The 26,166-nt window shown below is 65.0% G+C and carries 28 protein-coding genes, 4 tRNA genes and 1 riboswitch; of the genes, 11 read left to right on the top strand and 21 right to left on the bottom strand.

The genetic code is table 11. From position 1 onward, the window contains the following. Positions 1 to 70: 70 nt before the first annotated feature. From ACNEOT_RS17250 to ACNEOT_RS17240, 3 genes are all read right to left on the bottom strand, one after another. Positions 71 to 1,027: an acyl-ACP desaturase gene (locus ACNEOT_RS17250; protein ID WP_415975475.1), complete on the bottom strand. Its 957-nt coding sequence runs from the start codon at positions 1,025 to 1,027 to the stop codon at positions 71 to 73. Between the two features lie 265 nt (positions 1,028 to 1,292). Continuing rightward, positions 1,293 to 1,368, bottom strand: a tRNA-Lys gene (locus ACNEOT_RS17245). A 68-nt stretch (positions 1,369 to 1,436) separates the two neighbouring features. Next, a complete protein-coding gene (locus tag ACNEOT_RS17240; RefSeq protein WP_415975473.1) occupies positions 1,437 to 2,690 on the bottom strand; it encodes a lipase family protein in 1,254 nt (417 codons plus the stop codon). 652 nt (positions 2,691 to 3,342) lie between these two features. Here ACNEOT_RS17240 and ACNEOT_RS17235 point away from each other — a divergent pair. From ACNEOT_RS17235 to ACNEOT_RS17210, 6 genes are all read left to right on the top strand, one after another. Continuing rightward, positions 3,343 to 4,011, top strand: a complete 669-nt coding sequence (locus ACNEOT_RS17235) for a TetR family transcriptional regulator (protein WP_415975472.1) — start codon at positions 3,343 to 3,345, stop codon at positions 4,009 to 4,011. Between the two features lie 79 nt (positions 4,012 to 4,090). Continuing rightward, a tRNA-Glu gene (locus ACNEOT_RS17230) sits at positions 4,091 to 4,163 on the top strand. Between the two features lie 124 nt (positions 4,164 to 4,287). Next, positions 4,288 to 4,361 (top strand) — tRNA-Asp (locus ACNEOT_RS17225). A gap of 56 nt (positions 4,362 to 4,417) precedes the next feature. Next, positions 4,418 to 4,494, top strand: a tRNA-Phe gene (locus ACNEOT_RS17220). Positions 4,495 to 4,593: 99 nt separating this feature from the next. Further along, complete coding sequence (locus ACNEOT_RS17215; RefSeq protein ID WP_415975470.1) at positions 4,594 to 5,169, top strand: DUF6584 family protein; 576 nt, start codon at positions 4,594 to 4,596, stop codon at positions 5,167 to 5,169. An 84-nt stretch (positions 5,170 to 5,253) separates the two neighbouring features. Beyond that, positions 5,254 to 5,556, top strand: a complete 303-nt coding sequence (locus ACNEOT_RS17210; RefSeq protein WP_415975468.1) for a hypothetical protein — start codon at positions 5,254 to 5,256, stop codon at positions 5,554 to 5,556. 13 nt (positions 5,557 to 5,569) lie between these two features. On the opposite strand, the gene ACNEOT_RS17205 is transcribed toward ACNEOT_RS17210, so the two are convergent. The 7 genes from ACNEOT_RS17205 to ACNEOT_RS17175 all read right to left on the bottom strand — a co-directional run bounded on the left by ACNEOT_RS17205 (position 5,570) and on the right by ACNEOT_RS17175 (position 10,614). Beyond that, positions 5,570 to 5,869 (bottom strand): ANTAR domain-containing protein, encoded by a 300-nt coding sequence (locus ACNEOT_RS17205; RefSeq protein ID WP_415975466.1) that lies wholly within the window; start codon positions 5,867 to 5,869, stop codon positions 5,570 to 5,572. 89 nt (positions 5,870 to 5,958) lie between these two features. After that, on the bottom strand, positions 5,959 to 6,543 hold the full coding sequence (locus ACNEOT_RS17200; RefSeq protein ID WP_415975465.1) for a helix-turn-helix domain-containing protein: 585 nt from the start codon (positions 6,541 to 6,543) through the stop codon (positions 5,959 to 5,961). 31 nt (positions 6,544 to 6,574) lie between these two features. Continuing rightward, positions 6,575 to 7,498, bottom strand: a complete 924-nt coding sequence (locus ACNEOT_RS17195; RefSeq protein ID WP_415975464.1) for a pseudouridine synthase — start codon at positions 7,496 to 7,498, stop codon at positions 6,575 to 6,577. A gap of 89 nt (positions 7,499 to 7,587) precedes the next feature. Further along, positions 7,588 to 8,613 carry an NADP-dependent oxidoreductase gene (locus ACNEOT_RS17190; RefSeq protein ID WP_415976341.1) on the bottom strand — a complete coding sequence of 342 codons (1,026 nt, stop codon included), beginning with the start codon at positions 8,611 to 8,613 and terminating at the stop codon, positions 7,588 to 7,590. Beyond that, positions 8,594 to 9,019, bottom strand: coding sequence for an organic hydroperoxide resistance protein (locus ACNEOT_RS17185; protein WP_027495882.1), 426 nt, complete (start codon positions 9,017 to 9,019; stop codon positions 8,594 to 8,596). The genes ACNEOT_RS17190 and ACNEOT_RS17185 overlap by 20 nt, the downstream gene beginning before the upstream one ends. Further along, entirely contained in the window at positions 9,016 to 9,474 is a 459-nt protein-coding gene (locus ACNEOT_RS17180; RefSeq protein WP_415975462.1) for a MarR family winged helix-turn-helix transcriptional regulator, read from the bottom strand. Before ACNEOT_RS17180 ends, ACNEOT_RS17185 begins: the two co-directional genes overlap by 4 nt. A 99-nt stretch (positions 9,475 to 9,573) precedes the next feature. Next, on the bottom strand, positions 9,574 to 10,614 hold the full coding sequence (locus tag ACNEOT_RS17175) for an ABC transporter substrate-binding protein (RefSeq protein WP_415975460.1): 1,041 nt from the start codon (positions 10,612 to 10,614) through the stop codon (positions 9,574 to 9,576). Between the two features lie 250 nt (positions 10,615 to 10,864). Between ACNEOT_RS17175 and ACNEOT_RS17170 the strand changes: the two genes are divergently transcribed. Next, positions 10,865 to 11,956, top strand: a complete 1,092-nt coding sequence (locus ACNEOT_RS17170) for a 3-deoxy-7-phosphoheptulonate synthase (RefSeq protein ID WP_415975458.1) — start codon at positions 10,865 to 10,867, stop codon at positions 11,954 to 11,956. On the opposite strand, the gene ACNEOT_RS17165 is transcribed toward ACNEOT_RS17170, so the two are convergent. Continuing rightward, positions 11,953 to 12,573, bottom strand: coding sequence for an alpha-ketoglutarate-dependent dioxygenase AlkB (locus tag ACNEOT_RS17165; RefSeq protein WP_415975456.1), 621 nt, complete (start codon positions 12,571 to 12,573; stop codon positions 11,953 to 11,955). The genes ACNEOT_RS17170 and ACNEOT_RS17165 overlap by 4 nt on opposite strands. A gap of 59 nt (positions 12,574 to 12,632) precedes the next feature. Between ACNEOT_RS17165 and ACNEOT_RS17160 the strand changes: the two genes are divergently transcribed. Then, a complete protein-coding gene (locus ACNEOT_RS17160) occupies positions 12,633 to 13,058 on the top strand; it encodes a VOC family protein (RefSeq protein WP_415975455.1) in 426 nt (141 codons plus the stop codon). Between the two features lie 8 nt (positions 13,059 to 13,066). On the opposite strand, the gene ACNEOT_RS17155 is transcribed toward ACNEOT_RS17160, so the two are convergent. Both ACNEOT_RS17155 and ACNEOT_RS17150 read right to left on the bottom strand, forming a co-directional pair. Further along, the gene (locus ACNEOT_RS17155; protein WP_415975454.1) at positions 13,067 to 14,092 is read right to left on the bottom strand and encodes an AraC family transcriptional regulator ligand-binding domain-containing protein; all 1,026 of its coding nucleotides are present in this window, start codon (positions 14,090 to 14,092) and stop codon (positions 13,067 to 13,069) included. Continuing rightward, on the bottom strand, positions 14,089 to 15,261 hold the full coding sequence (locus ACNEOT_RS17150; protein ID WP_415975452.1) for a pyridoxal phosphate-dependent aminotransferase: 1,173 nt from the start codon (positions 15,259 to 15,261) through the stop codon (positions 14,089 to 14,091). Before ACNEOT_RS17150 ends, ACNEOT_RS17155 begins: the two co-directional genes overlap by 4 nt. A 62-nt stretch (positions 15,262 to 15,323) precedes the next feature. Between ACNEOT_RS17150 and ACNEOT_RS17145 the strand changes: the two genes are divergently transcribed. Beyond that, positions 15,324 to 16,310: an LLM class F420-dependent oxidoreductase gene (locus tag ACNEOT_RS17145; RefSeq protein ID WP_415975450.1), complete on the top strand. Its 987-nt coding sequence runs from the start codon at positions 15,324 to 15,326 to the stop codon at positions 16,308 to 16,310. 212 nt (positions 16,311 to 16,522) lie between these two features. Here ACNEOT_RS17145 and ACNEOT_RS17140 read toward each other — a convergent pair whose 3' ends face one another. The 3 genes from ACNEOT_RS17140 to ACNEOT_RS17130 form a co-directional block, all read right to left on the bottom strand. Further along, positions 16,523 to 17,191, bottom strand: a complete 669-nt coding sequence (locus tag ACNEOT_RS17140; protein WP_415975449.1) for a DUF3239 domain-containing protein — start codon at positions 17,189 to 17,191, stop codon at positions 16,523 to 16,525. A gap of 40 nt (positions 17,192 to 17,231) precedes the next feature. Continuing rightward, positions 17,232 to 18,887, bottom strand: coding sequence for a DNA repair helicase XPB (locus ACNEOT_RS17135; protein WP_415975448.1), 1,656 nt, complete (start codon positions 18,885 to 18,887; stop codon positions 17,232 to 17,234). Between the two features lie 88 nt (positions 18,888 to 18,975). Further along, on the bottom strand, positions 18,976 to 21,267 hold the full coding sequence (locus ACNEOT_RS17130) for a helicase-associated domain-containing protein (protein WP_415975446.1): 2,292 nt from the start codon (positions 21,265 to 21,267) through the stop codon (positions 18,976 to 18,978). Between the two features lie 61 nt (positions 21,268 to 21,328). On the opposite strand from ACNEOT_RS17130, the gene ACNEOT_RS17125 reads away from it, so the two are divergent. Continuing rightward, on the top strand, positions 21,329 to 21,517 hold the full coding sequence (locus ACNEOT_RS17125; RefSeq protein ID WP_008719333.1) for a hypothetical protein: 189 nt from the start codon (positions 21,329 to 21,331) through the stop codon (positions 21,515 to 21,517). Between the two features lie 74 nt (positions 21,518 to 21,591). Here the strand turns inward: ACNEOT_RS17125 and ACNEOT_RS17120 are convergent, their stop codons facing one another. The 3 genes from ACNEOT_RS17120 to ACNEOT_RS17110 all read right to left on the bottom strand — a co-directional run bounded on the left by ACNEOT_RS17120 (position 21,592) and on the right by ACNEOT_RS17110 (position 23,284). Then, positions 21,592 to 22,203: a transglycosylase family protein gene (locus ACNEOT_RS17120; RefSeq protein ID WP_415975444.1), complete on the bottom strand. Its 612-nt coding sequence runs from the start codon at positions 22,201 to 22,203 to the stop codon at positions 21,592 to 21,594. 8 nt (positions 22,204 to 22,211) lie between these two features. After that, a riboswitch (cyclic di-AMP (ydaO/yuaA leader) is annotated at positions 22,212 to 22,419 on the bottom strand. 269 nt (positions 22,420 to 22,688) lie between these two features. After that, the gene (locus tag ACNEOT_RS17115) at positions 22,689 to 23,063 is read right to left on the bottom strand and encodes a YccF domain-containing protein (RefSeq protein ID WP_415976340.1); all 375 of its coding nucleotides are present in this window, start codon (positions 23,061 to 23,063) and stop codon (positions 22,689 to 22,691) included. Positions 23,064 to 23,065: 2 nt separating this feature from the next. Next, positions 23,066 to 23,284, bottom strand: a complete 219-nt coding sequence (locus ACNEOT_RS17110; protein WP_415975442.1) for a hypothetical protein — start codon at positions 23,282 to 23,284, stop codon at positions 23,066 to 23,068. Positions 23,285 to 23,488: 204 nt separating this feature from the next. Between ACNEOT_RS17110 and ACNEOT_RS17105 the strand changes: the two genes are divergently transcribed. After that, entirely contained in the window at positions 23,489 to 23,905 is a 417-nt protein-coding gene (locus ACNEOT_RS17105) for a cold-shock protein (protein WP_008719325.1), read from the top strand. Between the two features lie 14 nt (positions 23,906 to 23,919). Here the strand turns inward: ACNEOT_RS17105 and ACNEOT_RS17100 are convergent, their stop codons facing one another. Next, a complete protein-coding gene (locus ACNEOT_RS17100) occupies positions 23,920 to 24,432 on the bottom strand; it encodes a DUF2771 domain-containing protein (RefSeq protein WP_415975441.1) in 513 nt (170 codons plus the stop codon). Continuing rightward, the gene (locus tag ACNEOT_RS17095; RefSeq protein ID WP_415976339.1) at positions 24,429 to 26,054 is read right to left on the bottom strand and encodes an MFS transporter; all 1,626 of its coding nucleotides are present in this window, start codon (positions 26,052 to 26,054) and stop codon (positions 24,429 to 24,431) included. Before ACNEOT_RS17095 ends, ACNEOT_RS17100 begins: the two co-directional genes overlap by 4 nt. Positions 26,055 to 26,166: the final 112 nt, after the last annotated feature.

Genomic DNA, 26,166 nt, shown 5'->3' with positions numbered 1-26,166 from the left:
AGAACTTGCGGGAGAAAACAGTGGTGCCCGGCACCGAAGGTCGGTACCGGGCACACCAGCAGTTCGGTGCTTACGACGCGCGGGCTTCGGCCTTGGCGCGTTCGCGGGCGAGGGAGCGGTCTCGCATTTCCTCGAACTTGGTGGCCTGACGTTCGAGGTCTTCGAGGAACGCGGCGAGTTCCTCACGCTTGTTCTCACCGCGTGCGGTGAAGTCGTTGCGCTCGAAGACGTTCCATTTGCGCAGTACCGGCCAGACGACGTCCTCGAGGTGCTGACGCAGGTCGTAGATGCCGTGCTTGGCCATCAACACGCCGTTGCGTCGGAAGTTCGGCATCCCGGCACCGGGCATGACGAAGTTCGTCACGATGTCCGAGACGGCCTGCAGCGTCTGATCGGGGGAGATGTCCATCGCCGCGCCGGTGATGTTGCGGTAGAAGATCATGTGCAGGTTCTCGTCGGCGGCGATGCGCTGCAGCATCCGGTCGGCGATCGGGTCGTCGCAGACCTTGCCGGTGTTGCGGTGCGAGACGCGGGTGGCGAGTTCCTGGAACGTCACGTACGCGACCGAATGCAGCAGACCGACCTGCGTGCCGGCGGGTGAGGCGTAGCCGTTCGTCATGTGGATCATGCGGGCTTCTTCGAGAGCGACGGGATCGACGCCGCGGGTGACGACGAGGTAGTCGCGCATGACGATGCCGTGTCGGTTCTCTTCGGCGGTCCAGCGGCCGACCCAGGTTCCCCAGGCACCGTCGCGGGAGAAGTTCTCGGCGATCTCACGGTGGTAGGACGGCAGGTTGTCCTCGGTGAGCAGGTTGGTGATCATCGCTGCCTGGGCGACGTCGGAGAGCTTGGACTGCTCGGGGTCGTAGTCCTTGCCGCCGAGTGCGGCGAAGTTGCGGCCTTCGTCCCACGGCACGTAGTCGTGTGGATGCCACTCCCGCGCCATCGATATGTGACGGTTCACATTGTCCTCGGCAGTGGGCACCAGCTCTTGCAGAAGCTCGAGCTGTGTCAGATCCCTCGCCATTAGATCGCCTCCATAGATTGCGTACGACCGGTCCAGCCTACGGCACCGTAGGTTCGGTGTGAACCGTGTCGTGCCTGTTCACTTACTGTTCCGGCGGTCGTGATGTTCGACGTCGATCGACGTGAATATCCCGAGCGCCGATCTCCCGGCCGGCCCAAGCGAATTCACGACCGCTGCAGTCCCCCTGCACGTCGCTCGATATCGACCGATCGTTACGTCCGAGTGTACGTTCCGAACAGCTGTGATCACTGTTACTCGATCGGTGTGGTGCCCCCAGTAGGACTCGAACCTACGACCTGCGGATTAAAAGTCCGTAGCTCTACCAACTGAGCTATAGGGGCGCGGCTCGAAAGTGTAATGGGCCGCGCAGCACCGACGGGCATGTACCCCCGGCAGTGGTTCGGCCCGGTCAGCGTCCGAAGCTGCTGCAGCCGCTCGGAGCAGGAATGCCGGCCAGTCGGTCGTCGATCCAGGCGTACGCACCCGGAATCCCGCTCAGCGCGACCACCAGGTGCTCACCGAGATACTCCTCGAGTCGGACGTCCGCACCTTGGGCGCACCACTCGTCGTACAGGGTTTCGGCTCCGTGCCGAGGAATCCAGAACTCCTGTTGTCCCTGGTAGATCATGGTCGGGATGGTGGGTGCGAGGTTACCGCCGAGGCGGGTCGCGGCAATGACGCTCTCGGCGATGGCGGTATGATCGACGCCCGGAATGTCCGAAAGTGCCTGTGCCGGGATCGGGGCCACCACTCCGCCCGGGGCGAGCAGGCCCACGCACAGGTCTCTGGCGACCGTGGCCAGGCGCAGTCCGTTGTCGTTCATCAGCGTGAAGAGTTCGGGGTACTCGCGGGCCACTCCGAGCGCGGCGGACAAGAAGAGCGTCGATGCGACGGTTCCGTTCATCGACGTCAGCAGAATCCGGTAGTCGGTCGGCGGGCCACCGAACGCCGCGCCGACCAGATTGACCTCGGGCGCATAGGTGGGGGCCATCTGCGCCGCCCATCCGGTGGCGATTGCCCCACCCGAATACCCCGTCATCGCGATCGGAGACGATGCGGGTAAGCCGAGCTCGGGTAGCCGGACCATCGCACGGAGGGCGTCCAGCACTGCGTGCGCAGCCATGCGTCCGGCGGCGTAAGCCTGTCGTGGTCCTTCGTGATCGGTGACGACCACGGCGTAGTTCTTGGCCAGGAACGCCTGCACCGCCGGGATTTCCCTGGCGAGCCCCCGCGGGAGCATCCAGGACGGCGCGCACGTGTTGCCGAGGGAGTTGATGGCCATGTTGTAGGCCACGACGGGCCGGCTGCCGGCCCCGGTCCACGGGGCGATCGGCACGATCACGGTGGTAGCGGCTGCGACGGGCCGGTCTTTGGAATCGTTGGTGCGGAACAGGATCTGAGTCGAGGTGACCGGCGTGATGAGCGGGCCGACGGTCACTTTCCGGGTTGCCAGGACCGACCCGGGAGGTTGTTGTTCGTAGTCGGCGGGTGGATCGAACCAGGGCTCGCCCAGTGGGGTGGGGAGGTAGAGGGCAGGATCGGCGACGGGGTCCACGAAGTTGCCTATGGGGTCTGCAGCCGAAGTGCCTGCCGTCGTCAGGGTGAGGATCGACACCGCGAACATCGCTGCAACGGAACGACATACGCGGATCGCTACCTTCATGGCATTCACTCGTCTCCGATTGGCGGAACTGCCGATGTGGCGTATTTCACAGTAGGGTATCGCCCAGGCGAACCCGGGGTGACGCTGGGAACGTGTCGAAAACGTTACCGAGCGGGTGGTCTCACATCGTTTATCCAGCAACGGATTTGACCGGCGTCAGGCGCATGATCGAATGTAATCAGTTGATGAGCAACAGTTTTGAAAAGCTAACGAGCATGGCGAAGTAGCCGGCACTCGAGATCCGTTACAGCGAAATGTAATTCGATTTTCAATCGAATGTGAGTGGCACTGATCGATGCAGTGCGGGCGATTCGATGTGCTCGGTGCAGGAAGTCTCGACAGCTCCCGGCGGAGAGGCGGACGCGGATCGGTGCGGATGCGCTCGACGTCGGCTTCGACGAGGTCGGGGTTGTTCACGGGCGAGGTTGGCGACCGAACGAGAACGGCTCGAGTGCGCACCCCCTGCAGCGCACTCGAGCCGCGCAGATCATACCATCCGGCTTGTTTCACTTGCCTAACCGATTTTTGTGTCGGCTGCATGTGTCGAACCGAACCGTAGGTGAGTCGACTCGCGTGTCGTTCGGGTGAAGTACTCTCTCTCTGTACTACCTGCGGATACGCAGGGCGCTTGGGGCTCGGAGGCACGGATCAAATGGCACAACAAGAGCGCGCACGGCGGACCCGGGCGGCGATCGTAGAGGCAGCGGCGGCGGAGTTCGCCAAGCGCGGATATGCAGCGGCATCCGTCAACACCATCTTGGAGGGCTCCAATGCCACCAAGGGGGCGATGTACTTTCACTTCCAATCCAAGGAAGATCTGGCCCGAGCTGTGCTCGGGGCCGGGCTGGACCGGTACGTCGCCATCATGGAGAAATGGGCCGACACCACTGCGCATCCGTTCTACGTGATCCGGGGGATCGTCGACGACATTGCCCAGAACTTCCAGAACGACGTGATCGTGCGTGCCGAATTCCGGTTGATCGTCGAGCCGGAGTTCTATGCGGAAGTTCATTCGGGCGGCGGACGAGTCTGGGGTGCACAGGGGATGGCGCAGGCCGAGCGTGCGTTGGCGATGGGTGACCTCAAGCCGGAGTTCGATGCTGCGAAATTCGTCCGAGTGCTCGCCGCGTCGATGGCGGGCCAGCGTTACATGTCGGACCTCGTGGCCGACAACGCAGATCTGCGGGATCGGTTCGCGGAGTCCGTCGAGGTCGTGCTGCTGGCGATGGCGTCGGATCGGTGGCTTGCCGAATTCAAGCTGCACGGCTGGGAGCAGTACGGTGAAAAATGCGTAAAAACCACCTCTGAGCTGCCGGTTTGAGATTTGCAACCAAAGTGTCCTAAGCTATCCCAGCTCCCAACGGAACGCCGTTGAGGGTAACGTCGAAGCAGTTCGGCGGGCCCCCTTCGTCTAGCGGCCTAGGACGCCGCCCTTTCAAGGCGGTAGCGCGGGTTCGAATCCCGTAGGGGGTACGCAGGAAAAGATCGGATTGACAATCCGGTCTGCAGTGCAGCATTCTTCGTCTCGCTCTTCGCGAGATGCGGATTTGCAGTTCGGAGAGTTACTGCGCTAGAAATAGCGCGGCAACAACAGCAAGGCCCTGTGGCGCAGTTGGTTAGCGCGCCGCCCTGTCACGGCGGAGGTCGCGGGTTCGAGTCCCGTCAGGGTCGCAACATCGGTATGAAAGTGCCGACATTGCGATGGCATTGTTTCACCGGTGCCGCCCGGCCAGGTAGCTCAGTTGGTACGAGCGTCCGCCTGAAAAGCGGAAGGTCGCCGGTTCGATCCCGGCCCTGGCCACCACGATGTTGGAACGTCAAGCGTCGGATCGACCTACATGATGAAAGCCCCTTCCGGTTCTCCGGGAGGGGCTTTTCTCGTTCACGCGTTATGGTCGGAGACGTGGACGTGATCGATCGAGCACAAGAGGATCTGGCGCGCGGAGACACCGTCGCTGCGCGTGACCGGCTCGTTCGCGCATTGCGTCGGAACCCGGCCTCGCCCGGCATCCTCGACTTGCTCGCGTACACCCATCTGGTACTCGGCGATCGGGCTGCTGCCGGAGCGGCGTGGTTCCTCACCGACAAGTCCGACGACGATCCGACGGCGTCCGCTGCATTCGCTGCACTGGAGAAGCAATCGAGATCGCCGTTGACGCTGGCGGCGGCACTGCCGATCCGCGCGCCCTCCGACTGGTACCCCACCCGCGCTCGGATTCGGCTCGAGCGGCTCGTGGCGACGATCGAAGCCAACGGGCAGCACTGGGTGCCGCCGCGAGACGTCGTCTACTTCGACGAGGACGGGCTGAACTCCGACGACTTCTATCACTCGGATGCCGATTCGGACGAAGCCGACTTCGAGGGTGCTCGCTCCGGGCCGAATCACCGCTCGTTGCGTCAGCGTGCGATCGCGGCGACCATCGTGATCGCCATCGCGGCCACCTCGGCGTCGGTGGTCCTGGCGCTCGTCTTCGGGTGACGCCGGTTCCGGGACGAACCGCTCGAGGCTGAGCGTAGAGTCGCGAAAGAATTTCTGGTCGACGATCGAGGGTGACGAGTTTTGATGGGCACACCACACGGCGCAGCGTCACCGGCTCCGCGGGACGACAACTACGCCGTCAACCTCGCCCAGGCGAGGGTGTTCGCGAGAGGACTGGCCGAACATATCGAGACGTGTTCGGCATCCATCGAACAGGCGCAGTCCAAGGCGTTTCGAGCTCGTGCGGATCGCGCCGAAGCTCGTGCGCGGGCGTTCGAGTCCGAGGCGTCGACGCTGCGGACCGAGCTCTACGAGATGTACCGACATATCGACGCGATGACAGCCCGGTTCCCGGAGCTGCGCACCGATCCGTCGGTGCGCGGCTAGCTACTCGGCTCGATCAGAGCGCTGCAGAATCGGTGACCAAGCCGAACGTCGCCTCTGCGCCCCGGCGACCCAGCGCTGAGCCCCACACCTGATACACGGCATCGGTGGCAGAGGATCGCTCGATGTCGCGGCCCTCCGCGACCGTGATGAGTGTGCGCGAGAGCTCGAACAGACTGACCCGGTGATTCCTCGCGGTCGTGAACAGCTCGTCGATTGCGTCTGTGACGGATCCGCCGTGGATGCCGATGAGCACTCCGGTTGCGATGTCCACATGGGTGCGAGATGCAGGCGAATCGGGCAGTCTGTCGGTCATCTTTTTCCTCGAGATGTTGTGGTCGGTGCGGATGACCGAAGCGGACTCTGGCGTCGAGCGGCTTCACTGTCTCATACGGACATGACATTTCATACCGTCGGTTTTGCCCGCACATGCATCCTCTCGCCCTGGGGTCCGAACAAGCTCAAAAGCTCGACCGGTCGGTTCCCCACGGCACCGAACCAGTGCGGTACCCGGGTGTCGAACTCGGCGGCCTCACCGGGCTTCATCGTCAGATCGTGCTCGCCGAGAATCAGTCGTAGCGTGCCGTCCAACACGTAGAGCCACTCGTACCCTTCGTGGGTTCGCGGGCGCGGTTCCGAGTCCTCGGGGCGGACCAGAAGCTTGTACGCCTGGAGGCCGCCCGGACGCAGCGTCAGGGGAAGGATCGTCACGTGTTCGCGAACGGTGGCCGTGGTGCGCACTCGAGGGTCGGCGACCGGAGGTGCAGTCACCAGGTCGTCCAGAGCCATCTGATGGGCCCGCGCAATCGGCCACAACAGTTCCAGGCTGGGTTTGCGATCACCGGATTCGAGCCGCGAAAGCGTACTGATCGAGATTCCGGTCGTCTCGGACAGCGAAGCGAGGGTGGTGTTCTTTTCCATCCTGATGCGTTTGAGGCGGGGACCGAGGCTCGCGATGACCTCGTCCAGGCTGGCGACCGGTGCTTTCATCCCTCCATTGCAGTTTCGGCAAGCGAATTTGTCAAGGTCGGGAATGTGGCGCGTGGTCCGCGGGCGGTTCGAGAGTCCTATTGCTCTCGAACCGTCGGACCAGGCCGCTGAGCGGATCGACAAATTCGATCGAGCGCGCCAGCAGACGGAGCGGATCGGAGTAGTCGTCGTCGGCGACATCGCGGAACGTCGGGTAGAAGTTGTCTCCGACGATCGGAATCCCCAACGAGCACAGATGAACTCGCAGTTGATGCGTCTTTCCGGTTCGTGGTTGCAGTCGGTACAGGCCGTGGGCTCCCGGTGTGTCGACCAGTTCGACACGCGTCTCGGCATTGGGCTCGCCCGGTACCTCACGGGCCTGAAGAACGCCGCGCTCCTTGATGATTCGGCTGCGCACTGTCAACGGAAAGAGGAGATCGGGCGCGAGTGGGGCGATGGCGTCGTACTGCTTGGTGATCGCGCGTTGAGCGAACAACTCTTGGTATGGCCGACGGGCCTGCTGTCTGACGGTGAACACCAGGACCCCCGCGGTGAGCCGGTCGAGGCGATGCGCCGGGCTCAGCTCGGGTAGGTCGCATCTGCGGCGAAGCAGAACCAACGCCGATCGGGCGACGTACGCGCCCCGTGGGGTGGTGGCGAGAAAATGCGGTTTGTCCACCACGAGCAGGTTCTCGTCGCGGTGAAGCACATCGAGCGAGAACGGTACCGTCGGCTCCACCGGCGGGTCGCGGTAGAGGTAGATGTCCGCTCGCGCCGACGCGACCGTAGTCGCGTCGACGGGTACGCCTGCCGCGTCGACGATCTCACCGTCGGTAACCTTCTCGATCAACCTGGCCGAGTCCTGAGGGAAGCGTGCGCAGAGGTACTCGAGCACCGTAGCTCCGGTCGCGACGTCGGGCATCCGCACCCGGGTGGGGTCGAGGCCGTCGCGCAGCGGGAGCGGGGCGGCAGGCATGCACCGACTGTAATCGGTCCCAGCATGGAAACACCCCGGTCGGAATCCCGACCGGGGTGTGCACTGTGGTGAAACCGTTCGGACCGGACCTAGATGGTGACGACCATCTTGCCGGTGTTCTCGCCCTTCATCAGTCCGATGAAAGCCGAGGGAGCGTTGTCGAGTCCGTCGACGACCGTTTCGTCGAATTCGATTGCGCCGCTGGCGAGCCACTGCGTCATCTTCGTGCGGAATTCCTCGGTGAGGTGCGCATACGAACCGACGATGAACCCCTTGAGCGTCAGCTCCTTGCCGATGGCGAGAGCGAGATTGCGCGGTGCGGGCGTCGGCTCGGTGGAGTTGTATTGAGCGATCGCTCCGCACATGGCAATTCGACCGTGCTTGTTCAGCGATCCGATGGCGGCTTCGAGATGGTCGCCGCCGACGTTGTCGAAGTACACGTCGATGCCGTCCGGTGCCGCCTGTCGCAGCTGCTCGGCGACAGGCCCGTCGTGGTAGTCGAATGCCGCGTCGAAGCCGAGCTCGAGCAAGCGGGCCACCTTGGCGGGGGAACCCGCGCTGCCGATGACGCGAGATGCGCCGAGCGCCTTGGCGATCTGGCCGACGAGTGACCCGACGGCTCCGGCTGCGCCGGAGACGAACACGACGTCACCCTCCTTGAACGACGCCACATCGGTCAGGCCCGCATACGCTGTGGTTCCGGTCATTCCGAGCGCGCTGAGGTATGCCGAGGCCTCCGCTGCACCGAGGTCGACCTTGCTGGCACCCTTCGCGGGGACGATGGCGAGATCGCGCCACCCCTTGCCGTGTACGACAGCGTCGCCGACCGAGAAACCTTCGGCCTTGGATTCGATGATCTCGCCGACGGCACCGCCGTCGAGCGGTGCGTCGATCTGGAACGGCGGGACGTACGACTTCACGTCGTTCATCCGGCCGCGCATGTACGGATCGACCGACATCACGATGTTGCGGACGAGGATCTGCCCGTCTGCGAGTTCGGGGAGGTCGACGACCTCCGCGCGAAAGTTGTCTTCGGTCGGCCAGCCTTCTGGGCGGGACGCGAGGTGAATTTCGTGTGCCTTCAAGATGTTTCCTCTACTCGTCTTCGGTGACAGTGACGGTGACGTCGATGTTGCCGCGGGTGGCGTTGGAGTACGGGCAGACCTGATGGGCCTTGTCGGCCAAGGCCTGGGCGTTCTCGCGGCTCAGGTTCGGCAGCGTCACCTCGAGGGTGACGGCGAGCTGGAAGCCGCCTGCGTCGTTCGGGCCGATGTCGACACGTGCGCCGACGGCCGAATCGGTGACGTCGGCCTTGTCCTGACGGGCCACCATCTGCAGTGCGGAGTGGAAGCATGCGGCGTAACCGGCGGCGAAGAGCTGCTCGGGGTTGGTGCCGTTTCCGCTGCCGCCCATGGCCTCCGGGATAGCGAGATCGAGGTCGAGACGTCCGTCGGAGGTGCGGGCGTGGCCGTTGCGGCCTTCGCCGGTGGCGAGCGCTTCGGCGGTGTAGATGGTCTTCATGATGCTCCTTCTGTCGTTGTCGAATCGGTGTGATGCAAGGCGTTGGTCAATGCGTCGAGGGACTCTTTCAGCCTGACCAGGTCGTCGACGTTCATGCCGGTCTTCTCGGCCAGCTGGCGCGGAATGTCGAGTGCGTGTGCGCGCAGGGCACTTCCGGTGTCGGTGAGGTGGATCTCGACGCGACGCTCGTCGGTGCTCAGGCGTCGGCGCTCGATGAGTCCGAGGCCTTCGAGTCGCTTGAGCAACGGCGAGAGCGTGCCGGTGTCCAGATCGAGTTCGGCGCAGATGTCCTTGACGCCGCGCCCGTCCTGTTCCCACAGCACCAGCAGCACGAGGTACTGCGGGTACGTGACGCCGAGCTTGTCGAGCATCGGGCGGTACACCGCGGTGGTAGCCCGCGAGGCGGAGTACAGCGCGAAGCACACCTGACGATCGAGGGCGAGTTCGTTGGTCACCTGATTAACAGTAGTGCACGGTTAAGTTGTGCGCAACCTATAACCGCGTCGTGCGCGTTTTGCGTACTCCTGAGCGCGCAAAACGCGCACGGCGAGGGGTCAGCTCTGCAGAGCGCTCTTCAGGCCCTCGAGCACGATGGTTGCTGCCGTCGGACCCGCGTTGAGATACCACGGGTCGTCGTCGACGCGAACGATACGGTTCTGCGTTGCCGCGCTCATGCCGGTCCACAGCGGGTTGGTGGTGTACGACGCGGCGCTCGAATCGGCTTCGGCGTCCTGGCTGGAGACGAACACCCAGTCGGCGTTCGCCAGCTGAATCTCCTCCTCGCTGAAGTCCTGCGAGGTCTTCTCGAACTGCTGACTTTCCGGCCGAGCGAGCCCCGCGTCCCAGGCGATGTATCCCGCGAACGATGCGACGCCGAACACGCGTGCCCGATCGGCGGTGAAGCGGACGAAGGAGACGGTCGGAGTGCTGCCGGCCACCGAATCACCCAGCGCTGCAGCGTCGTTCGTGAATGTGTCCAGGAATCCCTGCGCCTGCTCGGTGCGTCCCAGTGCGTCCGCGAGCAGCAGGAAGTCCTGCTTCCAGTTCACTCCGGTGCCCTCGGTCAGTACGGTCGGCGCGATGGCCGACAGCGTCGGGTAGATGTCGCCCGAGCCGGTCTCGTTCGCCAGGATGAGGTCGGGTTGTATGGCCGCGATGGCTTCGATGTCGACCTCCTGACGGTTGCCCACGTCCACCAGTTGTGTCAGCTGGTCCGCGTACTGGGGAAACGAGAAGCCGATGTAGTCGGGCACCAGGTCGGCACCGTCACCGTAAGCGGCACCTGTGGGGATCACCCCCAGCGTCAGCGCCGCGTCGAGCTGACCGGTGGCGATCACCACGACCTTCTTCGGCTCCGCAGGGATGTCGGTGGAGCCGCCGAAATGGCCGACGGTGCGCGGAAACTCGCCGTCGGCGACACCCGAACCCATTCCGTCGGGAATGCCGGTGGGTCCCGGTGCGCCCGATGCCGCGTCGGCGCTGCTGGAGGCGGGAGGGGTGGAGGTGCTCGTCGTCTGCTCGGCGCTGTCGCCGCACGCGACGGTGGTCAGGGCAGCGACTGCGACGATGGCAGTGGCGACGAGCAGACGGTTCACTTCGTTCTCTTTCGCAGATCGGGCATAGGTAGGTAACCCTAGGCTAAACCAGGGTGAGCTGATTGCCACGATCCACGTATCTGTTACGGTGCTCTTCATGCAGCGCACGTATTTCTGGTTTAGCAGGCCGGCCCCGGGTGGGTCAGCCAGCGACGCCATGCGCTGACCCCCACCCCAACGAGCCGGAATCAGACCGGCTCGAAGTGCGCGTGGAGCATGCAGAGTCGGCCTGGGAACAGGAAACCCTCTCATGACGCTCTCCCTCGATACCCCGTCACTCGACGATCAGCGCACCATCAGCATCAGTCCGCTGGTTGCGCCGTCGGTGCTGCGCCGCGAACATGCTGTGGACGACGCGATCTCGTCGACCGTTCGTACCGGACGGGCCGGCGTCGTCGATGTTCTCGACGGCCGTGACGATCGCCTGATCGTCGTCGTCGGCCCATGTTCGGTTCACGACACCGCGGCCGCCCTCGATTACGCCGGACGTCTCGCAGTCAAGGCATCGGAACTGGGCGATCGCCTGCACATCGTCATGCGCGTCTACTTCGAGAAGCCGCGGACGACGCTCGGCTGGAAGGGTCTGATCAACGATCCGCACCTGGACGGCAGCTTCGACATCAATTCCGGCCTGCGAGTGGGACGCCAACTGCTGCTGGACATTTCCGCGCTCGGTCTACCGGTCGGTTGCGAATTCCTCGACCCGATCACGCCGCAGTACATCGCAGATCTGGTGACCTACGGTGCCATCGGTGCGCGGACTGCGGCCAGCCAGGTGCATCGCCAGCTGTGCAGTGCGTTGTCCATGCCGGTGGGGATCAAGAACTCCACCGAGGGCGACATCCAGGTTGCTGTCGACGGCACCCGTGCCGCCGCCGCGAGCCATGTCTTCCCGGGTACCGATCTCGACGGCCAAGCGGCTCTGATCCGCACGGTCGGAAACCCCGACTGCCACGTCATTCTTCGCGGCGGCGTCGACGGGCCGAACTACGACGCCGAGTCCGTCGCCGATACCGTTGCGCGACTGCGCAAGTCGGGTCTGCCCGAGCGTGTCGTCATCGACGCCAGTCACGGCAACAGCCGCAAGGACCACAACAAGCAGGTCGACGTGGTCACCGACGTGGCAGCCAGAGTCGCGGCGGGCGAACACGGCATCGTCGGACTGATGCTCGAGAGCTTCCTGGTTGCGGGGCGCCAGGATCTCGAACTCGGCCACCGTGAGGATCTCGTGTACGGACAGTCCATCACGGATGCGTGCCTCGATTGGGACACCACGGCAACGCAATTGGACGTGTTGGCTGCAGCAGTCGAGGGCCGCCGTAGCGCGAGAACCACGCGTTAACGGACCCCGCGCGGTCGGAATTGCACGCTGATACGTGGGCCGGTCGCGCGGGTGGACTTGGGGACGGCATGTTCCCATGTTCGTTGACACGAGCCGCCCATCACCACCAGGTCCCCGTGCCCGAGGGTGAATTTCAGCGACGTTCCGCCGCCGCGGGGCCGGAGCATGAGTTGTCTCGACGCACCGAGCGACACGATCGCGACCATCGTGTCTTCGGTGGCACTGCGGCCGATGTTGTCGCCGTGCCAGGCGACGCTGTCGGATCCGTCGCGGTAGTAGCACAGGCCTGCGGTGGCGAAGGATTCGCCGAGTTCGGCGCGGTAATGATCGTCGAGGGCATCGCGCGCGTCGTACAGTGCTGCGTCGGGCCAACGCTCGCGTTCGGCGTAGAACCGAACCAGGCGCGGCACATCGACCACGCGGTCGTACATCTGCCTGCGCTCGGCGCGCCAGTCGACGGCGTCCACCAGTGAATCGAACAGGTGGGTATCGGACAACCAGCCCGGGCGTACGTCCACCCATGCCCCCAGTGTGAGTTCGCGACGGGTGACGGATTCCAGCGAACCGACGCGTCCGTCGGCGTCACCGAACAACGAGCCCTGCGTGGCAAGCGACATGACCGTCACTGTATCGAACGTGTGTTCCCATATCCAGCGAACGGCGGTATCGTGCCGTCATGGGATACCGATTTCAGGTCGTGGTGGACAGTGCCAACCCTCATGCGCTGGCGAAATGGTGGGCGCACACGCTGGGTTGGCAGACCGAACCCAGCAACGAGGACTTCATTCGTGAGATGGTCGCCGCGGGGCACGCCCGCGAGGAGGACACGACCACCTTCGAGGGCGTACTCGTATGGCAGGCCGGTGCGGCCATCGTCGATCCCGAGTCACCCGGAACGCCGCGGGTGTTGTTTCAATCGGTGCCCGAACCCAAGTCGGTGAAGAACCGGCTGCACCTGGACATCAGGGTCGGCGACGAGCGCGAAACGGTGGTCTCGCAGCTCGAGGAACGGGGTGCGTCGGTGCTTCATCGGGGAAATCAAGGGCGCAGCATCTGGATCACCATGACCGATCCCGAGGGCAACGAGTTCTGCGTCAGCTGAGTCGGTGGTCAGCCGAGACGGTACGAGCCGGGGGTCTGGCCGGTCCACCGTTTGAAGGCTCGGCGAAATGCACTGGGCTCGGAGAAGCCCAACCGGCTCGAGATGTCGTCGACGCTGTCGCCTCGGCTGAGCCCGGAGATCGCCGCATCGCGTAGCACTTCTTCTCGCAGTTGGTTGATCGAGGTGCCCTCCTGTCGAAGGATGCGGCGCAGGTGCGGAGGGCTGATGTTCAGCATCGTCGCGATGTCCTCGGTCCCCGGTGCGCCACCTTTGAATCCGGTTTCGAGCGCGCGGCGAACCTGACTCGAGGCAGTGCTGTCGTAGTCTCGGGACGAGAACAGCAGATTGGGTGATTCCGCCAGATACTCGGCCAGAGTCGCCTCGGTCTGCACTATCGGTGCTCGCATCACGGCACTGTCGAATTCCAGTGTGGCCCTGTCGGTTCCGAATTCGACGTGGGTTCCGAAGATGGCGTCGTACATCTTGCCTGCTTCGGGTCCCGGTAGCGCGTAGGGCAACTGCGCCGACAGAAGTTTGACCCGGTTGCCGATGAGCCACGCCGCGAATCGGTGCAGCAGAATCAACAGGAAGTCCGTCAGCAGACGCTCGGCGAGTTCGTTGGCTTCCGGGCTCAGGTGAGTGGTGGGAGTGACGTGCACCGTCAACACGGTGGATTCGTCGTTTCGATCCAACGTCATGGGGCGAACCGGAATCAACACCCGCATGGTCTCGGACATCCGTACCAGTGCGGCCCACAGGTTCTCGGTGTGAATCAGAGTCTGGCACACCACCCGAAAACTGCCGCGCCGCACCGGTACTGCGGCGAGACCGAACAGTTCGTCACCGGTCATCGCCCAGACCGCCTGGGTGAACGCGGTCACCTGCCGGGTGGTCAGACGCTCCGCCGGGTTGCCGAGAATGGTGGAACCGATTCCGGCCATCGACAACGGGTAGGTCAAGTCCACCCCGCTCTTCACCGCGAGGTCGACGGCCTGTCTGACGAAGTACGCCGGAATCGTCGGCTGCGGAGTCACAATCTCCGTAGCCTCTCGGCCGCGTCGGCGAGCACCTCGTCCTGCTTGCAGAAAGCGAAGCGCACCAACGACTTCCATGGCGCAGGTTCGTCGACGAACGCAGTGACCGGAACCGCGGCGACGCCTACCAGGTCCGGTAGGGAGCGGCAGAATTCGTATGCGTCCCCGCGTCCGATCGGCGCGATGTCGGCGCAGACGAAATATGTTCCTGCGCTGTACTTCACATCCGCTCCGGCGGCGGCGAGTGCTGCCGAAAGCATGTCCCGTTTGCGCTGCAAACCGTCGCGCATGGACCCGATCCAGGCCTGCTCGTGCCCCAACGCGTAGGCGACCGCCGGTTGAAACGGAGTTCCGCCGACGAAGCTCATGAACTGTTTGGCGGCGCGGACGGCGTCGATCAATTCGGCCGGCCCCAGCGCCCAACCCGTCTTCCACCCCGTGGCATTGAACGTTTTTGCGGCGCTCGAGACGGTCACGGTGCGCTCGAACATCCCCGGCAGTGTCGCTATCGGCGTGTGCACACGGCCGTCGAAGGTCAGGTGCTCGTAGACCTCGTCGGTGAGGACCAACAGATCGTGGGCGATCGCGATGTCGGCGATGCGGATCATGGCGGCGCGGTCGAAGACCGTGCCGGTGGGGTTGTGCGGCGAATTGACGATCAGCATGCGTGTTCGGGGGCCGACGGCGCGTTCGAGAGCGTCGGTGTCGACGGTCCACCCGTTGCCTTCGGAGACCAGAGGTACGGCGGTGCGGGTGGCACCGGCGAGGGCGATGGCGGCCGCGTAGGAGTCGTAGAACGGTTCGATCAGCAGCACGTCGTCGCCCGGCTCGATCAAGCCCAGCAGTGCCGCCGAGATCGCCTCGGTGGCACCGACGGTGACGAGTACCTGCGAGTCGGGGTCGTAGCGCAGACCGAATCGGGCCGCCCTGTCGTCGGCGATGGCGGTGCGCAGTACCGGCATGCCAGGGCCGGGGGAGTATTGATTGAGCCCGTTGGCGATGGCCTCGCGCGCAGCCTCGAGCATGGCAGCAGGCCCGTCGGTGTCCGGAAAGCCCTGCCCGAGATTGACGGCATTCTTGGTGACGGCCAGAGCAGTCATCTCGGCGAAGATCGTCGATGCGAACGGGCGCAACCGTGCCACTGTGCGCGAGGGCAACATCTCGGACATTCGTGCAGCTTAGTTCACAGACGGAAAGCGGTCGTTCGCCCTGCGTCTGTACTGTGCCTGTCATGCGATTCGGTTTGTTCGTTCCACAGGGTTGGCGTCTCGATCTGGTCGGTATCGACCCTGCCCGGCACTGGGGCGCGATGCGTGACCACGCGCTCGCCGCCGAGGCCGGTCCGTGGGAATCTTTGTGGGTCTACGACCACTTCCACACCGTTCCCACCGCGACCGACGAGGCGACGCACGAGGCCTGGTCGCTGATGTCCGCGTTGGCTGCGACCACGTCCCGGATCAGGCTCGGCCAGATGTGCACGGCGATGGCGTACCGCAACCCGGCCTACCTCGCCAAAGTTGCTGCCACAGTGGACATCATCTCCGGCGGCCGCGTCGAGATGGGCATCGGTGGCGGTTGGCACGAGCACGAATTCCGCGCCTACGGTTACGGGTTTCCCTCTGCCGGAGAACGATTGGGCCGGCTCGACGAGGGCGTACAGATCTTCAAACAGGCATGGACCACCGGCGAAGTGTTCCTCGACGGCAAGTACTACGAGATCGACGGTGCCGTGGTTCGGCCTCTGCCGCTGCAGGAGGGCGGCATCCCTCTGTGGATCGCAGGCGGTGGTGAGAAGGTGACGCTGAAGATTGCGGCGAAGTACGCCGACTACACCAACTTCGACGGAACTCCCACGGCCTTCGCCCACAAGTCGGCCCTGCTACGCGAGCACTGCGCGACCGTGGGCACCGACTTCGACGCGATCGTCCGCTCGGCGAACTACAACGTCGTCATCGCTGCGACCGAGTCCGAGGTGGAGGACAAGCTCCGCGCGCTCGAGAGCCGGCTCGCGGAATACGTGGGGGCCGAGAGAGCTCACGGTGCCTTGGACGCATACCGAGGCATGCCGGCAGTCGGGACCCCGGAGCAGATCGTCGAAAACCTGACCGCGCTGCAGGAACAGGGGATGACGTACGGCATCTTCTACTTCCCCGAGGCTGCCTACGATCGCTCCGCCATCGAACTCTTCGAACGTGAAGTGATAGCCGAACTGAAGTAGAGCTCGGCGAGCATCGCGACGGTCGGCTCCGCGGTCGGTCGGCACTACTGACCTCACCGCCCACAATTCGCACGATCACACGGCATTCCGTCGGAGCCTTCGAATTGTGCGACCTGAGGTCAGTTGTCGACAGGTATTCAGTCACCGCTGTCTCGACGCTGAGGCTTTGAGAGGTGCGCCGCCCGACGCATTCCGATTGCAGATCCCTGACGTCAGCGTAGGTCGTCGGGAAGATCCGCCGGGTCGACGAGCAACTGCTGGTTCTTGGCCTTGCGGACCTTCTCCGACAAGCCGATGTTGGCGTGCAGCAACGCCCACTCGCCCTCGGTGATCTGGTCGGTGGCGCGTGCGATCACCACCGGATCGGCGGTACCCCACGCGATGGGCATCGCCGAGACCAACTGCCACGTTCTCCCGCCGGTGTTTCTGCCACGGTCCGCCAGAACCGACACCGCGGGCACCTTGGCACCTCGCTCGACGGCGTGGCCGGGAAGTGCCCGCACGACGCGGGTGGTCAACACGTAGTGCGGTTCGTCCACCCCCGGCTTCGCGATGTCGACCAGGGCCAGCAGCAATGCTCCGACAGGCAGCGTCTCGGCCACCACCGCGGGCACCAGATCGCCTTCGGCATACTGCGATTCGATGGATCCCATCTTCTTCGGTGCCCACAGCATCACCCACAGTGACGTCGCCGCGCCGATCGCGAACACCGCGCCGAGGATGTACGACCACGGGGTCGCGATCCAGATGAACCATGCACCGAGAGCGATGAGGAACACCGCGGTGAGCGCCGCGGAGGCCCGCAGCCTGCGCAGCTCGGTGAACGTCTCGTTGACCGACTTCGCGTGGGCTACGTCTACGGAAAACTGGAATCGGCGCACACCGCTATTCCTAGCACGACGGGAGATACCGGCGACAGCGTCAGATCGCCGGACCGAGCAAGTCGTCTGCATCGGTGATGCGGTACGCGTAGCCCTGCTCGGCGAGGAAACGTTGACGGTGCGCGGCGTATTCGGCGTCGAGGGTGTCGCGGGAGACCACCGAGTAGAAGTGCGCCTGACCGCCGTCGTGCTTCGGACGGAGCAGACGGCCGAGGCGCTGCGCCTCCTCCTGCCTGGATCCGAACGTTCCCGAAACCTGCACTGCGACGGACGCTTCCGGAAGGTCGATCGAGAAGTTCGCCACCTTGCTGACCACGAGCGTCCTGATCTCGCCCCTGCGGAACGCGTCGAAGAGCACTTCACGTTCCTTGTTCTTGGTCGAGCCCTGAATGACCGGAGCGTTCAGTGCCTCGCCGAGTTCGTTCAACTGATCGAGGTACGCGCCGATGACCAACGTCGGAGCGTCCTGGTGTTTCGCCAGGATGGACTTCACGACGGCGATCTTGGTGTGCGCCGTCGAGCACAGCTTGTAGCGCTCCTCGGGCTCGGCGACGGCGTACGACATGCGCTCGGCGTCGGTGAGGGTTACCCGCACTTCGATGCATTCGGCCGGGGCGATCCAGCCCTGCGCCTCGATGTCCTTCCACGGCGCGTCGTAGCGCTTGGGTCCGATCAGTGAGAACACGTCTCCCTCACGACCGTCCTCGCGCACGAGCGTTGCCGTCAGGCCCAGACGTCGACGCGATTGCAGATCGGCGGTCATCCGGAACACCGGCGCGGGCAGTAGATGCACCTCGTCGTAGATCACCAGTCCCCAGTCGCGGGAATCGAAGAGTTCGAGGTGCTTGTACTCACCCTTGGTGCGACGCGTGATCACCTGGTACGTGGCGATTGTCACAGGTCGAATCTCTTTGCGCTCTCCCGAATACTCACCGATTTCTTCCTCGGTGAGCGAAGTGCGGGCGATGAGTTCGCGCTTCCACTGCCGACCGGCGACAGTGTTGGTGACCAGAATCAGCGTGGTCGCCTTGGCTCTGGCCATCGCGGCCGCACCCACCATCGTCTTGCCCGCGCCACACGGCAGGACGACGACGCCGGAGCCGCCGGCCCAGAACGAATCGGCCGCCATCTCCTGGTAATCGCGCAGTGTCCACTTGCCGCCCTCGGTATCGAGCTCGATGGGGTGGGCTTCGCCGTCGACATAGCCGGCGAGGTCCTCGGCAGGCCAGCCGATCTTGAGCAACATCTGCTTCACGTGGCCGCGCTCGCTGGGGTGGACGACGACGGTGTCCTCGTCGACCATCGCGCCGAGCATGGGCGCAATCTTCTTGTGCCGCATCACCTCCGTGAGCACGGCACGGTCGAGGCTGATGAGCACCAGCCCGTGGACCGGGCTCTTGACCAACTGCAGTCGGCCGTACCGCGCCATGGTGTCGACGATGTCGACCAACAGCGGCTGGGGTACCGCATAACGCGAGAAATTCACCAGCGCATCGACCACCTGCTCGGCGTCGTGGCCTGCCGCACGTGCGTTCCACAGTGCCAGCGGGGTGATGCGATAGGTGTGCACGTGCTCGGGGGCACGTTCGAGCTCCGCGAACGGTGCGATGGCCGCCCGCGCTGCGCCCGCGAGTTCGTGATCGATCTCGAGCAACAGTGTTTTGTCGGACTGGACGATCAGCGGGCCGTCGGTCACGGTTCCTCCTAGAGACATCTGCTGCGCCCGAAAGAGCGCAACTTCTCCATTGTCCACAGGTAGGGGCGCGAGTGCACGTGAGCGCGGTCTACTCGACCAGAGCGACCGAGGTGATGCGATGCAGAGTGAAGCGCCGCACACCGCCGGTGGCGGGGTCGAACGCGTCGAGTTGACCGCCGCCGATGCTGATCGGATCGACGATGCGGTGAGTCGCGACACCTTGGGCGTCGACGTAGCCGATGCTCACGCTCCGTTTGACCTTCGCCGCGGTCTGCAACAGCGTCATCGTCGCGGTGCTGCTGGCCCGAGATCCATCGGCGCGCACCACCGCGCCGCCGTTGCCCGCCGCTCGGTCGGCAGCGCGCATCCCGCGCACCAACGAACCCAGCTGCTCTTCGGTGGGGACGGCAGGAGTACGGAACGCCTGGCGCGGTCGCCTCGCCGATACTCGCGATCCGCGGGCACGCAGATCGACGATGGTGCCGGACGAGTCCTCACCTGCAGGCGCGAAGCCCGCTCCGGCCAGGACCGAGAGCACCTCGGCGAGGGGGGCCTGCGAGATCGCGACGGTCGGGGCCAAAGCGCGGAGCGCCAACGATTCGGCTGCGGGGGACGCCATGACCTCGGCCAGCAACGCCGGATCCTCGCAGCGGACGAACGATGCGGCGACGCCCGCTCGCAACCGGCCGTGTCGACGCGCCACGTCGTCGATCAGGTAGGTCAAGGCCTGCGGGACCGGTGTTCTCGAATGGGTGGCGAACAACGCGTGCAGTTCCGACGCGGACAATCCGACGTCGAGGGCGCGGCGCAGGCTCGTGTCGCTGATGCGGTACATCGTGGCCGCGCCGGCGGATTCCACATCGGCGACCAGTTCGATTCGGTCCTGTAGTTCCGGCTCGAGCGGGCCGGGTGCCACCAGTGTGAGGTCGGCTTGCACCAGGACGTAGTCGATGGGCTCGGGCAGGGCCGCGCGCATGTCGGCCTCGGCGTTGCCGTCGTGCAGCAGTGAGCGACCCGGGGTCGACATCGCCCCCCGGGCGATGATGCCGAGCGCCGTCGCTTCGGCGACGACATGCCCGACGGGAGTGACACCGAAGCGTCCGGACCACCGAGGCCGACGCCACGCCAGGGTGCGGGCGAGGTCGGCGGGCTGTGCAGCGTGTCCGCTGCCGAGCTCGGCGAGCAGTTCGAGGATCATGCGTCGGTCTCGCGGTGCGGCCGGGGAGCGGACTTCCTCGGACAGTGCAGCGATGGGTTTGTCGTTGGGGTCACGCATCCCGATGACCCACGGTGCCCGCGGCACTTCGAGCCAGGCGGAGGCGAGGGTGTGCCAGCGAGCAGCCGGGGCGGCGGTGAGCCAGGCGTCGACGGCCGGTGTGGGTGCCCAGTAGTCGTCGCCGTTGTCGGATGCGGGAACCGGGTCGGGTGTGCCGCTCGAGATGAGATGGGCTGCGGCCAGCAGCTCGACGAGGATGCTCACTCGATCGTCGTCGAGGCCGGTTGCCTTGGTGATCTTGCGGAGCTCGCGCACGCCCAGGCCGCCTGCTTTGAGGGCCGGGGCGGGTGAAGCGGACAGTGCCTCGATCACTGCGACGCAGTGCCGGCCCAGTTCGAGCGCCTCGCCTGCGGCTGCGGCATCGACATCGGTGAGTGAATAGGTGCTGGTGGCGAGCTTGGGCTCGGCGAGCGAGCGCGGGTCGGACATCGGCTCGCCGCGCAGAATTTGCCCCACCTGGACGGGAAGCTCGACGGTCTGCTCGTCCAACCAGATCAGTAGTCCCGCGGCGAGCAGCTTCTGGACGGGCCGATCAGAGGGGGTGCCGGGTGCGGCGTCCCTGGTACGGCCGGTCGGCGACGATCTCGCGAGGGTGTCGAGGAGGCTGCGTTCGCCGTCGCCGAGTTCGGCGAGCGCTGCGGTGATGTGTGATTCGGTGAGATTGTCGGTGGGGTCGAGCGCGCGGCCGATTCGCCACGGCACGGCGTCCGCCGCGGCTGCACCGATCCGGAACCCGGCTGCGTCGCCCCACACCAGCAACCGTTCGCGCAGCTGGGCCAGTGCCTTGTCGACGCTTTTGGCCGGTGCGCGCTTGGCGATGACGGCAAGTAGTGCTGCGCGGGTGACGGGCCGCTCGTATGCCTCCTCGATGGCGAGGATCTCGAGCACCGTCAGAGCGAGGGTGTCCAGGGTGTCTGCAGTGTGCAGAATCGACCGGCGCTGCTCGGCCCTGCCCGCCAGCACTGCCAGCGAGGCGGGCGGCGGCGCGGTCAGATCCGGACGCAGCGACATGGCCCTGATCAGCTCGGCATCGGTGCGAGATGCGATCCACGCGGGCAGATCCGGGGGCGTGTCGGTGTGTCGGGACGCAGTCGTGTCGGTCATCGTCTATCAGATTAGAGACCTGGGCTGGTGCTTGCCGCAGGGCAGGTGTCAAAATGGGCGCATGGTGAACAAGTCGAAGAAGCCCTATGTCGATCCAGGCTGGCCGGAAACCGCTCGCGGTGACCATGCGGTGACCGAACTCTCGTCCGCTCGATCGGGTGGCTTGTCGCCCTTCGGCGAAGACACCGAGTTCCCGCTGCCCGTCGAAGACCTGCCCTACGCCCACCCGGTGACCGTGGTCAATCGCTAGCTACGGCCTTCGAGCACGAGAAAGCCCCCGACATCGAAACGATGTCGGGGGCTTTTCTCGTATGAGAAGCGCCTCTACTGGGGCAGGAACGCCTTGTTGGCCTGGTAGAAGTTGACGACCTGCGGATCGAGCTGGATGCCCTGGGCCGCGTTCTGCACGAACGAAGCGATCTGCGGGTCGTTGGTGATGTTCTGGACGGCGGTGACGATGCCGTTGACGACCTCGGCGGAGGTGTCCACCGACGGGATCGACGTGAGATCGGGGAGCGAGGGAGCAGCCGGTGCCTTGGGCGTGACCGGCACGCTGCGCTCGGTCGGTGCGCTGCTCAGGCCGAGGCTCGAGGAGCAGGAGGGCCATGCGCCCCAGCCCTGCGAGTCGAGGACCTTCTCTGCGACTGCGATCTGCTCTTCGCGGCTGGCCTGGTTGGCCGTGGCCGCGTACTGCTGGCCGCCGTGCGCGTTCCAGGTGCTGGGGGAGAACTGCAACCCGCCCTGGAAGCCGTTGCCGGTGTTGATGCCCCAGTTGCCGCCGGCTTCGCACTGTGCCAGGCGATCCCAGTCGGAATCCGGCGCCGCGTTCGCGGTGCCGGTGAAGGCGATGCCTGCGGTGCCCATGATGGCTCCGGTGACGGCGACCTTGGCGACGGTCTTGCCTGTGGTGCTCGGCTTACGATGACGTCCGCTCATACGAGTTGAAATCCTCTCCACACGCGCCTGCGAGGTCAGCTGTCGGGTTCGGGCTGAGAGGTAGCCCGGCCCTTTCGCTCACTCCTGCGAGTGGGCAATTGGGCTTCACCCCAAGGGAAGTGGGGGCGGCTTCGTGAGTCGCTACAACTTCCCGGTTGTCCGTGGAGGACGTGGGTCCCCCGTCCTCGTCCCCTGGGTGATCGTCGAGGGTGTTCCGGTTTCCGCGGGACGAGGTTTGGCGCTGCGGGCCGGAATTCGGCCGAACTTTCCGGCCGCTGCTGACCGTACTGAAATTCCCGCCTTACGTCACTATTTGGTAACTGTCGATTTCGGGGCGTCGCCGAGAGCACATTTTGTACCTCATTCGGGTCTCGCGAGTCTGCCCAGCTAGTGGGCGTGCGAGGCATTGAACCCCTGTCCGTTGCCTTCCCGTTATCGAAGCGTGATGTGATGGAAGTCACATGAGCTGCGACCGGTTCCGAGCATCACCGAATGGCCACGATGTCTTTGCCGAGGGGCATCAACGACACGGGAATCATCTTCAGGTTCGCGATTGCGAGCGGGATGCCGATGATGGTGATTGCCATTGCGAACGCCGTGACCACGTGGGTCAGTGCCAGCCACCAACCGGCGAGGATCAGCCAGAGCACGTTCCCGATCAGTGCGCCCGATCCAGCCCCCGGCTTGTCGACGATCGTCGACCCGAACGGCCACAGCGCGTAGACGCCGATACGGAACGACGCGATGCCGAACGGGATGGTGACGATGAGAATGCACAGCAGAAGCCCGGCAAAGAAGTAGCCGAGGGCCAGCCACAGTCCGCCGAAGACCAGCCAGATGACGTTCAGGATCAGTCGCACGGTCAACGCGCCCGTCGTCCGGACGCCAGCGCGTACACGATCGCCAATACGAAGCCGGCCGGCGCGGCGAACATGGCCGTCAGGTACAGCTCGAGTGGAGGCTTCGCGTCGGAAAAGACGGGAAACATGAGGATCGCGACGACGGCGACGAGGCCGATCGCGAACAGGGCCAGTGCGATGCGCAGCAGAACGGTGCTGCTCCGACGGGTCGGTGTGTCCACGTGCACCACGGTAGTGCGAAGCGCGGTGCTGTGAGGAGTGCGGTGTGGGGAACAACTCGAATGCTTCGACCGGGCTCGCCGCGCTAGACTGACGTATTCGCGTCCTACGTTCTCGTGGGGCGCGATATTCGTGCATACCGCAGGCCCGACGCCGGGCTCGCGAACAAGCAATCGACAACAGCAACAGATGAACGGGTGAGATCAGTGCCGACCGGCAAGGTGAAGTGGTACGACGTCGACAAGGGATTCGGATTCCTCTCTCAGGAGGAAGGCGAGGACGTGTACGTGCGTTCGTCCGCGTTGCCCGAGGGCGTCGAGGGCCTCAAAGCCGGTCAGCGCGTCGAATTCGGTATGGCAGCGGGCCGTCGTGGACCGCAGGCGCTGAGTTTGAAGGTGCTCGAGCCGGCTCCGTCGGTGCGTCAGAACACCGGCAGCACTCGCCGCGAGCCCGTCGAACGCAAGCACACCCCCGACGAGCTGCACGGGATGGTCGAGGACATGATCACGTTGCTCGAAGCGACCGTGCAGCCCGAGCTCCGCAAGGGCAAGTACCCGGACCGCAAGATCGCGCAGCGCATCTCCGAGGTTGTCCGGGCCGTCGCTCGCGAACTCGACAGCTGACCTCGGCGTCGAAACTACGGACGCGTTCCGATCGACCAGATGGCGTGGCTGACGAAGCCCTCCTGATTGGTGTCGGTGTCGATGATGCCGGTGGGCAAGCGCACTTCGATTCCCAGCAGAGTGCGGTTGCTGTCGTCCGTCGTCGGCACCGTCACACCGAATCGAGTTCCGGGCTCGTTGAATTCGCCGGTCTCGACCACGTTTCCGCTGTCGTCGCCGTAGACGAGGGCCAGTACCCACGGTGCCGAATAGACGGCCTCGGGTAGCGAGAGCTGCACCGTTCGGGACTTGCCGACCGGTAGTTCGGTCGTCTCGCCCACATTGGTGCACAGTGGATCGCTGACGGCGCAGTACAAGTACGGCTCCACCTCGACGGCTCGGCCGTTGGTGTACGCGGTCACGGTCGGCTCCTTGTCCGGCGCATTGCCGACGAGGATGGCCAGTACCGCGACGAACGCGACGGCGATGACGAGCAGACCTGCGGCGAGAATCGCGGCGATCTTCTTGGTGCGGGGAGCGAGATTCACTTGGTCACGTTTTCGCCGAAGGAGCCGTCGGACACTTCTTGTCCGACGTGGTCGGGGCGGTTGCCGCCGAAGCCGGGCAGGAGCGATCTGCCGCGGTGGGTGAGGAATGTCTGCACGAGGCCGATCGTAAGCAACACCGACACCACGGTGAAACCGAGCCAGTATTCGGTGGGCAGCAGGACGCCGAGCGTGCCGCCGAGGACCCAGCACAGCTGCATGACGGTTTCCGATCGGCCGAAGCCCGACGCGATCGATTCCGGCGGTAGATCGGCCTGCAGGGACGCGTCGAGGGAGACCTTGGCGAGCGCGCTGGCGCTCGACGCGACGAGCGCGGCCACGGCTGCGGTCAGCAGGCTGTCGGTGACCGCGGCCACGGCGGCGACCACCGTGACGGCGACGGTGCAGCGCAGGACCACGAGCGATGGTCGGCCGAGCTTGATCCTGGCACCGAGTGCGTTGCCCGAGAAGTTGCCGAGACCGGCCGCGGCTCCGACGAGTCCGAGCATCGCGGCCTGTTGAAGAGGCTCGTGTTCGGTGCGGGATTTGGCAACGAAGGCGATGTACAGCGTCAGGAATCCGGTGAGAATTCGGATGGTGCCGTTGCCCCACAATCCGACGATCACCGCCCGGCCCAACGGCTGTCTGCGGTTCTTGGTGGTTTCGCTCGGCGGTGGCGTCCGCCTGAGATTCTCCGTCGGTGCGCCGTTGCCCGGGTAGTCGTTGCCACCGTGCCGATCGGAGTGGTGCTGATCGGCGTGGTAGCTCAGGGTTGCGGGCACCTCGCCCTCGGTGATCTCCACCCACGACGGAATGCGCATGCTCAGGTAGGCACCGAACACGGTGATCGCGGCGACGAACCACAGCGCTCCCGGCGAGCCCGCGAAGAACGCGATACCGCCGGCGACCGCGCCTGCCGCGATGGTGCCGCCGAGCAGACCGAACACCGTCAGACGGGAGTTGACACGAACGAGGTCGATTTCCGGCGGTAGTACGCGTGGAGTCACCGCACTCTTGAGGACCGCGAAGGATTTGCTGAGGACGAGCATGCCGAGCGCGGCCGGATACAACACCCAGCTGTCGAAGTTGAACACCAGAACCATCGCCAGCACGGTGCGTAACCCGAACGACGTGGCAAGCGCGATACGTCGGCCGTGCTGCAGCCGGTCCAGCAACGGTCCGATCAGCGGGGCGATCAACGCGAACGGGGCGATGGTGATGACGAGATACAGCGCGACTTTGGTCTTGTCCTCGCCGGTGGCGGCGGAGAAGAAGAGTGTGTTGGCCAAGGCGATCGCCAGCGCAGCATCGGACGCGAAGTTCGCCATGGTCGCGTACGTGAGGGCCGTCAGGCCGGACTTGTCGGCACCGTCGGCTTTGGCGGCGCGCTGAAACGATGCGATTCCCTTGCCGGTCAGTTCGCGTCCGCGCATGGCGGCGACGCGGGTGACGGTCAGCTTCTTCGGCATCGGCGGTGGCTTGCGGGCACCGGCCTTGCTGCGCGCGGAAGTGAGCTGCTCGGTGCGCGCCGGGTGCAACGGAGGCAGCGGCTGACGCCGACTGGGAACATGCGCGGACCCGACGGGGGCAGCGGGCGGGTAATTCGCCAGGCCGGGGTGCTCCAGGCTGTCAGGAGCGGAGCCTGCGGAGTGACCCGTGGGTGCAGGAGCGGAGCCTGCGGGGTGACCGTTCGGGTCGTTCGGCTGGGAGTCGTCCGGACCCGGTGGTGTGCGGGGA

The organism is Rhodococcus sp. 077-4 (assembly GCF_047782425.1).
Taxonomy (GTDB): Bacteria; Actinomycetota; Actinomycetes; order Mycobacteriales; family Mycobacteriaceae; genus Rhodococcoides.
Note: the sequence above shows the minus strand (reverse complement) of the source record. Positions and strands in the feature narration are given on the sequence as shown.

Excerpts from the sequence above, each read along its gene's own strand:
- ACNEOT_RS17250 (WP_415975475.1), bottom strand. The coding sequence starts at position 1,027 with ATGGCGAGGGATCTGACACAGCTCGAGCTTCTGCAAGAGCTGGTGCCC.
- ACNEOT_RS17240 (WP_415975473.1), bottom strand. The coding sequence starts at position 2,690 with ATGAAGGTAGCGATCCGCGTATGTCGTTCCGTTGCAGCGATGTTCGCG.
- ACNEOT_RS17235 (WP_415975472.1), top strand. The coding sequence starts at position 3,343 with ATGGCACAACAAGAGCGCGCACGGCGGACCCGGGCGGCGATCGTAGAG.
- ACNEOT_RS17210 (WP_415975468.1), top strand. The coding sequence starts at position 5,254 with ATGGGCACACCACACGGCGCAGCGTCACCGGCTCCGCGGGACGACAAC.
- ACNEOT_RS17205 (WP_415975466.1), bottom strand. The coding sequence starts at position 5,869 with ATGACCGACAGACTGCCCGATTCGCCTGCATCTCGCACCCATGTGGAC.
- ACNEOT_RS17200 (WP_415975465.1), bottom strand. The coding sequence starts at position 6,543 with ATGAAAGCACCGGTCGCCAGCCTGGACGAGGTCATCGCGAGCCTCGGT.
- ACNEOT_RS17195 (WP_415975464.1), bottom strand. The coding sequence starts at position 7,498 with ATGCCTGCCGCCCCGCTCCCGCTGCGCGACGGCCTCGACCCCACCCGG.
- ACNEOT_RS17185 (WP_027495882.1), bottom strand. The coding sequence starts at position 9,019 with ATGAAGACCATCTACACCGCCGAAGCGCTCGCCACCGGCGAAGGCCGC.
- ACNEOT_RS17170 (WP_415975458.1), top strand. The coding sequence starts at position 10,865 with ATGACGCTCTCCCTCGATACCCCGTCACTCGACGATCAGCGCACCATC.
- ACNEOT_RS17165 (WP_415975456.1), bottom strand. The coding sequence starts at position 12,573 with ATGTCGCTTGCCACGCAGGGCTCGTTGTTCGGTGACGCCGACGGACGC.
- ACNEOT_RS17160 (WP_415975455.1), top strand. The coding sequence starts at position 12,633 with ATGGGATACCGATTTCAGGTCGTGGTGGACAGTGCCAACCCTCATGCG.
- ACNEOT_RS17150 (WP_415975452.1), bottom strand. The coding sequence starts at position 15,261 with ATGTCCGAGATGTTGCCCTCGCGCACAGTGGCACGGTTGCGCCCGTTC.
- ACNEOT_RS17145 (WP_415975450.1), top strand. The coding sequence starts at position 15,324 with ATGCGATTCGGTTTGTTCGTTCCACAGGGTTGGCGTCTCGATCTGGTC.
- ACNEOT_RS17130 (WP_415975446.1), bottom strand. The coding sequence starts at position 21,267 with ATGACCGACACGACTGCGTCCCGACACACCGACACGCCCCCGGATCTG.
- ACNEOT_RS17125 (WP_008719333.1), top strand. The coding sequence starts at position 21,329 with ATGGTGAACAAGTCGAAGAAGCCCTATGTCGATCCAGGCTGGCCGGAA.
- ACNEOT_RS17120 (WP_415975444.1), bottom strand. The coding sequence starts at position 22,203 with ATGAGCGGACGTCATCGTAAGCCGAGCACCACAGGCAAGACCGTCGCC.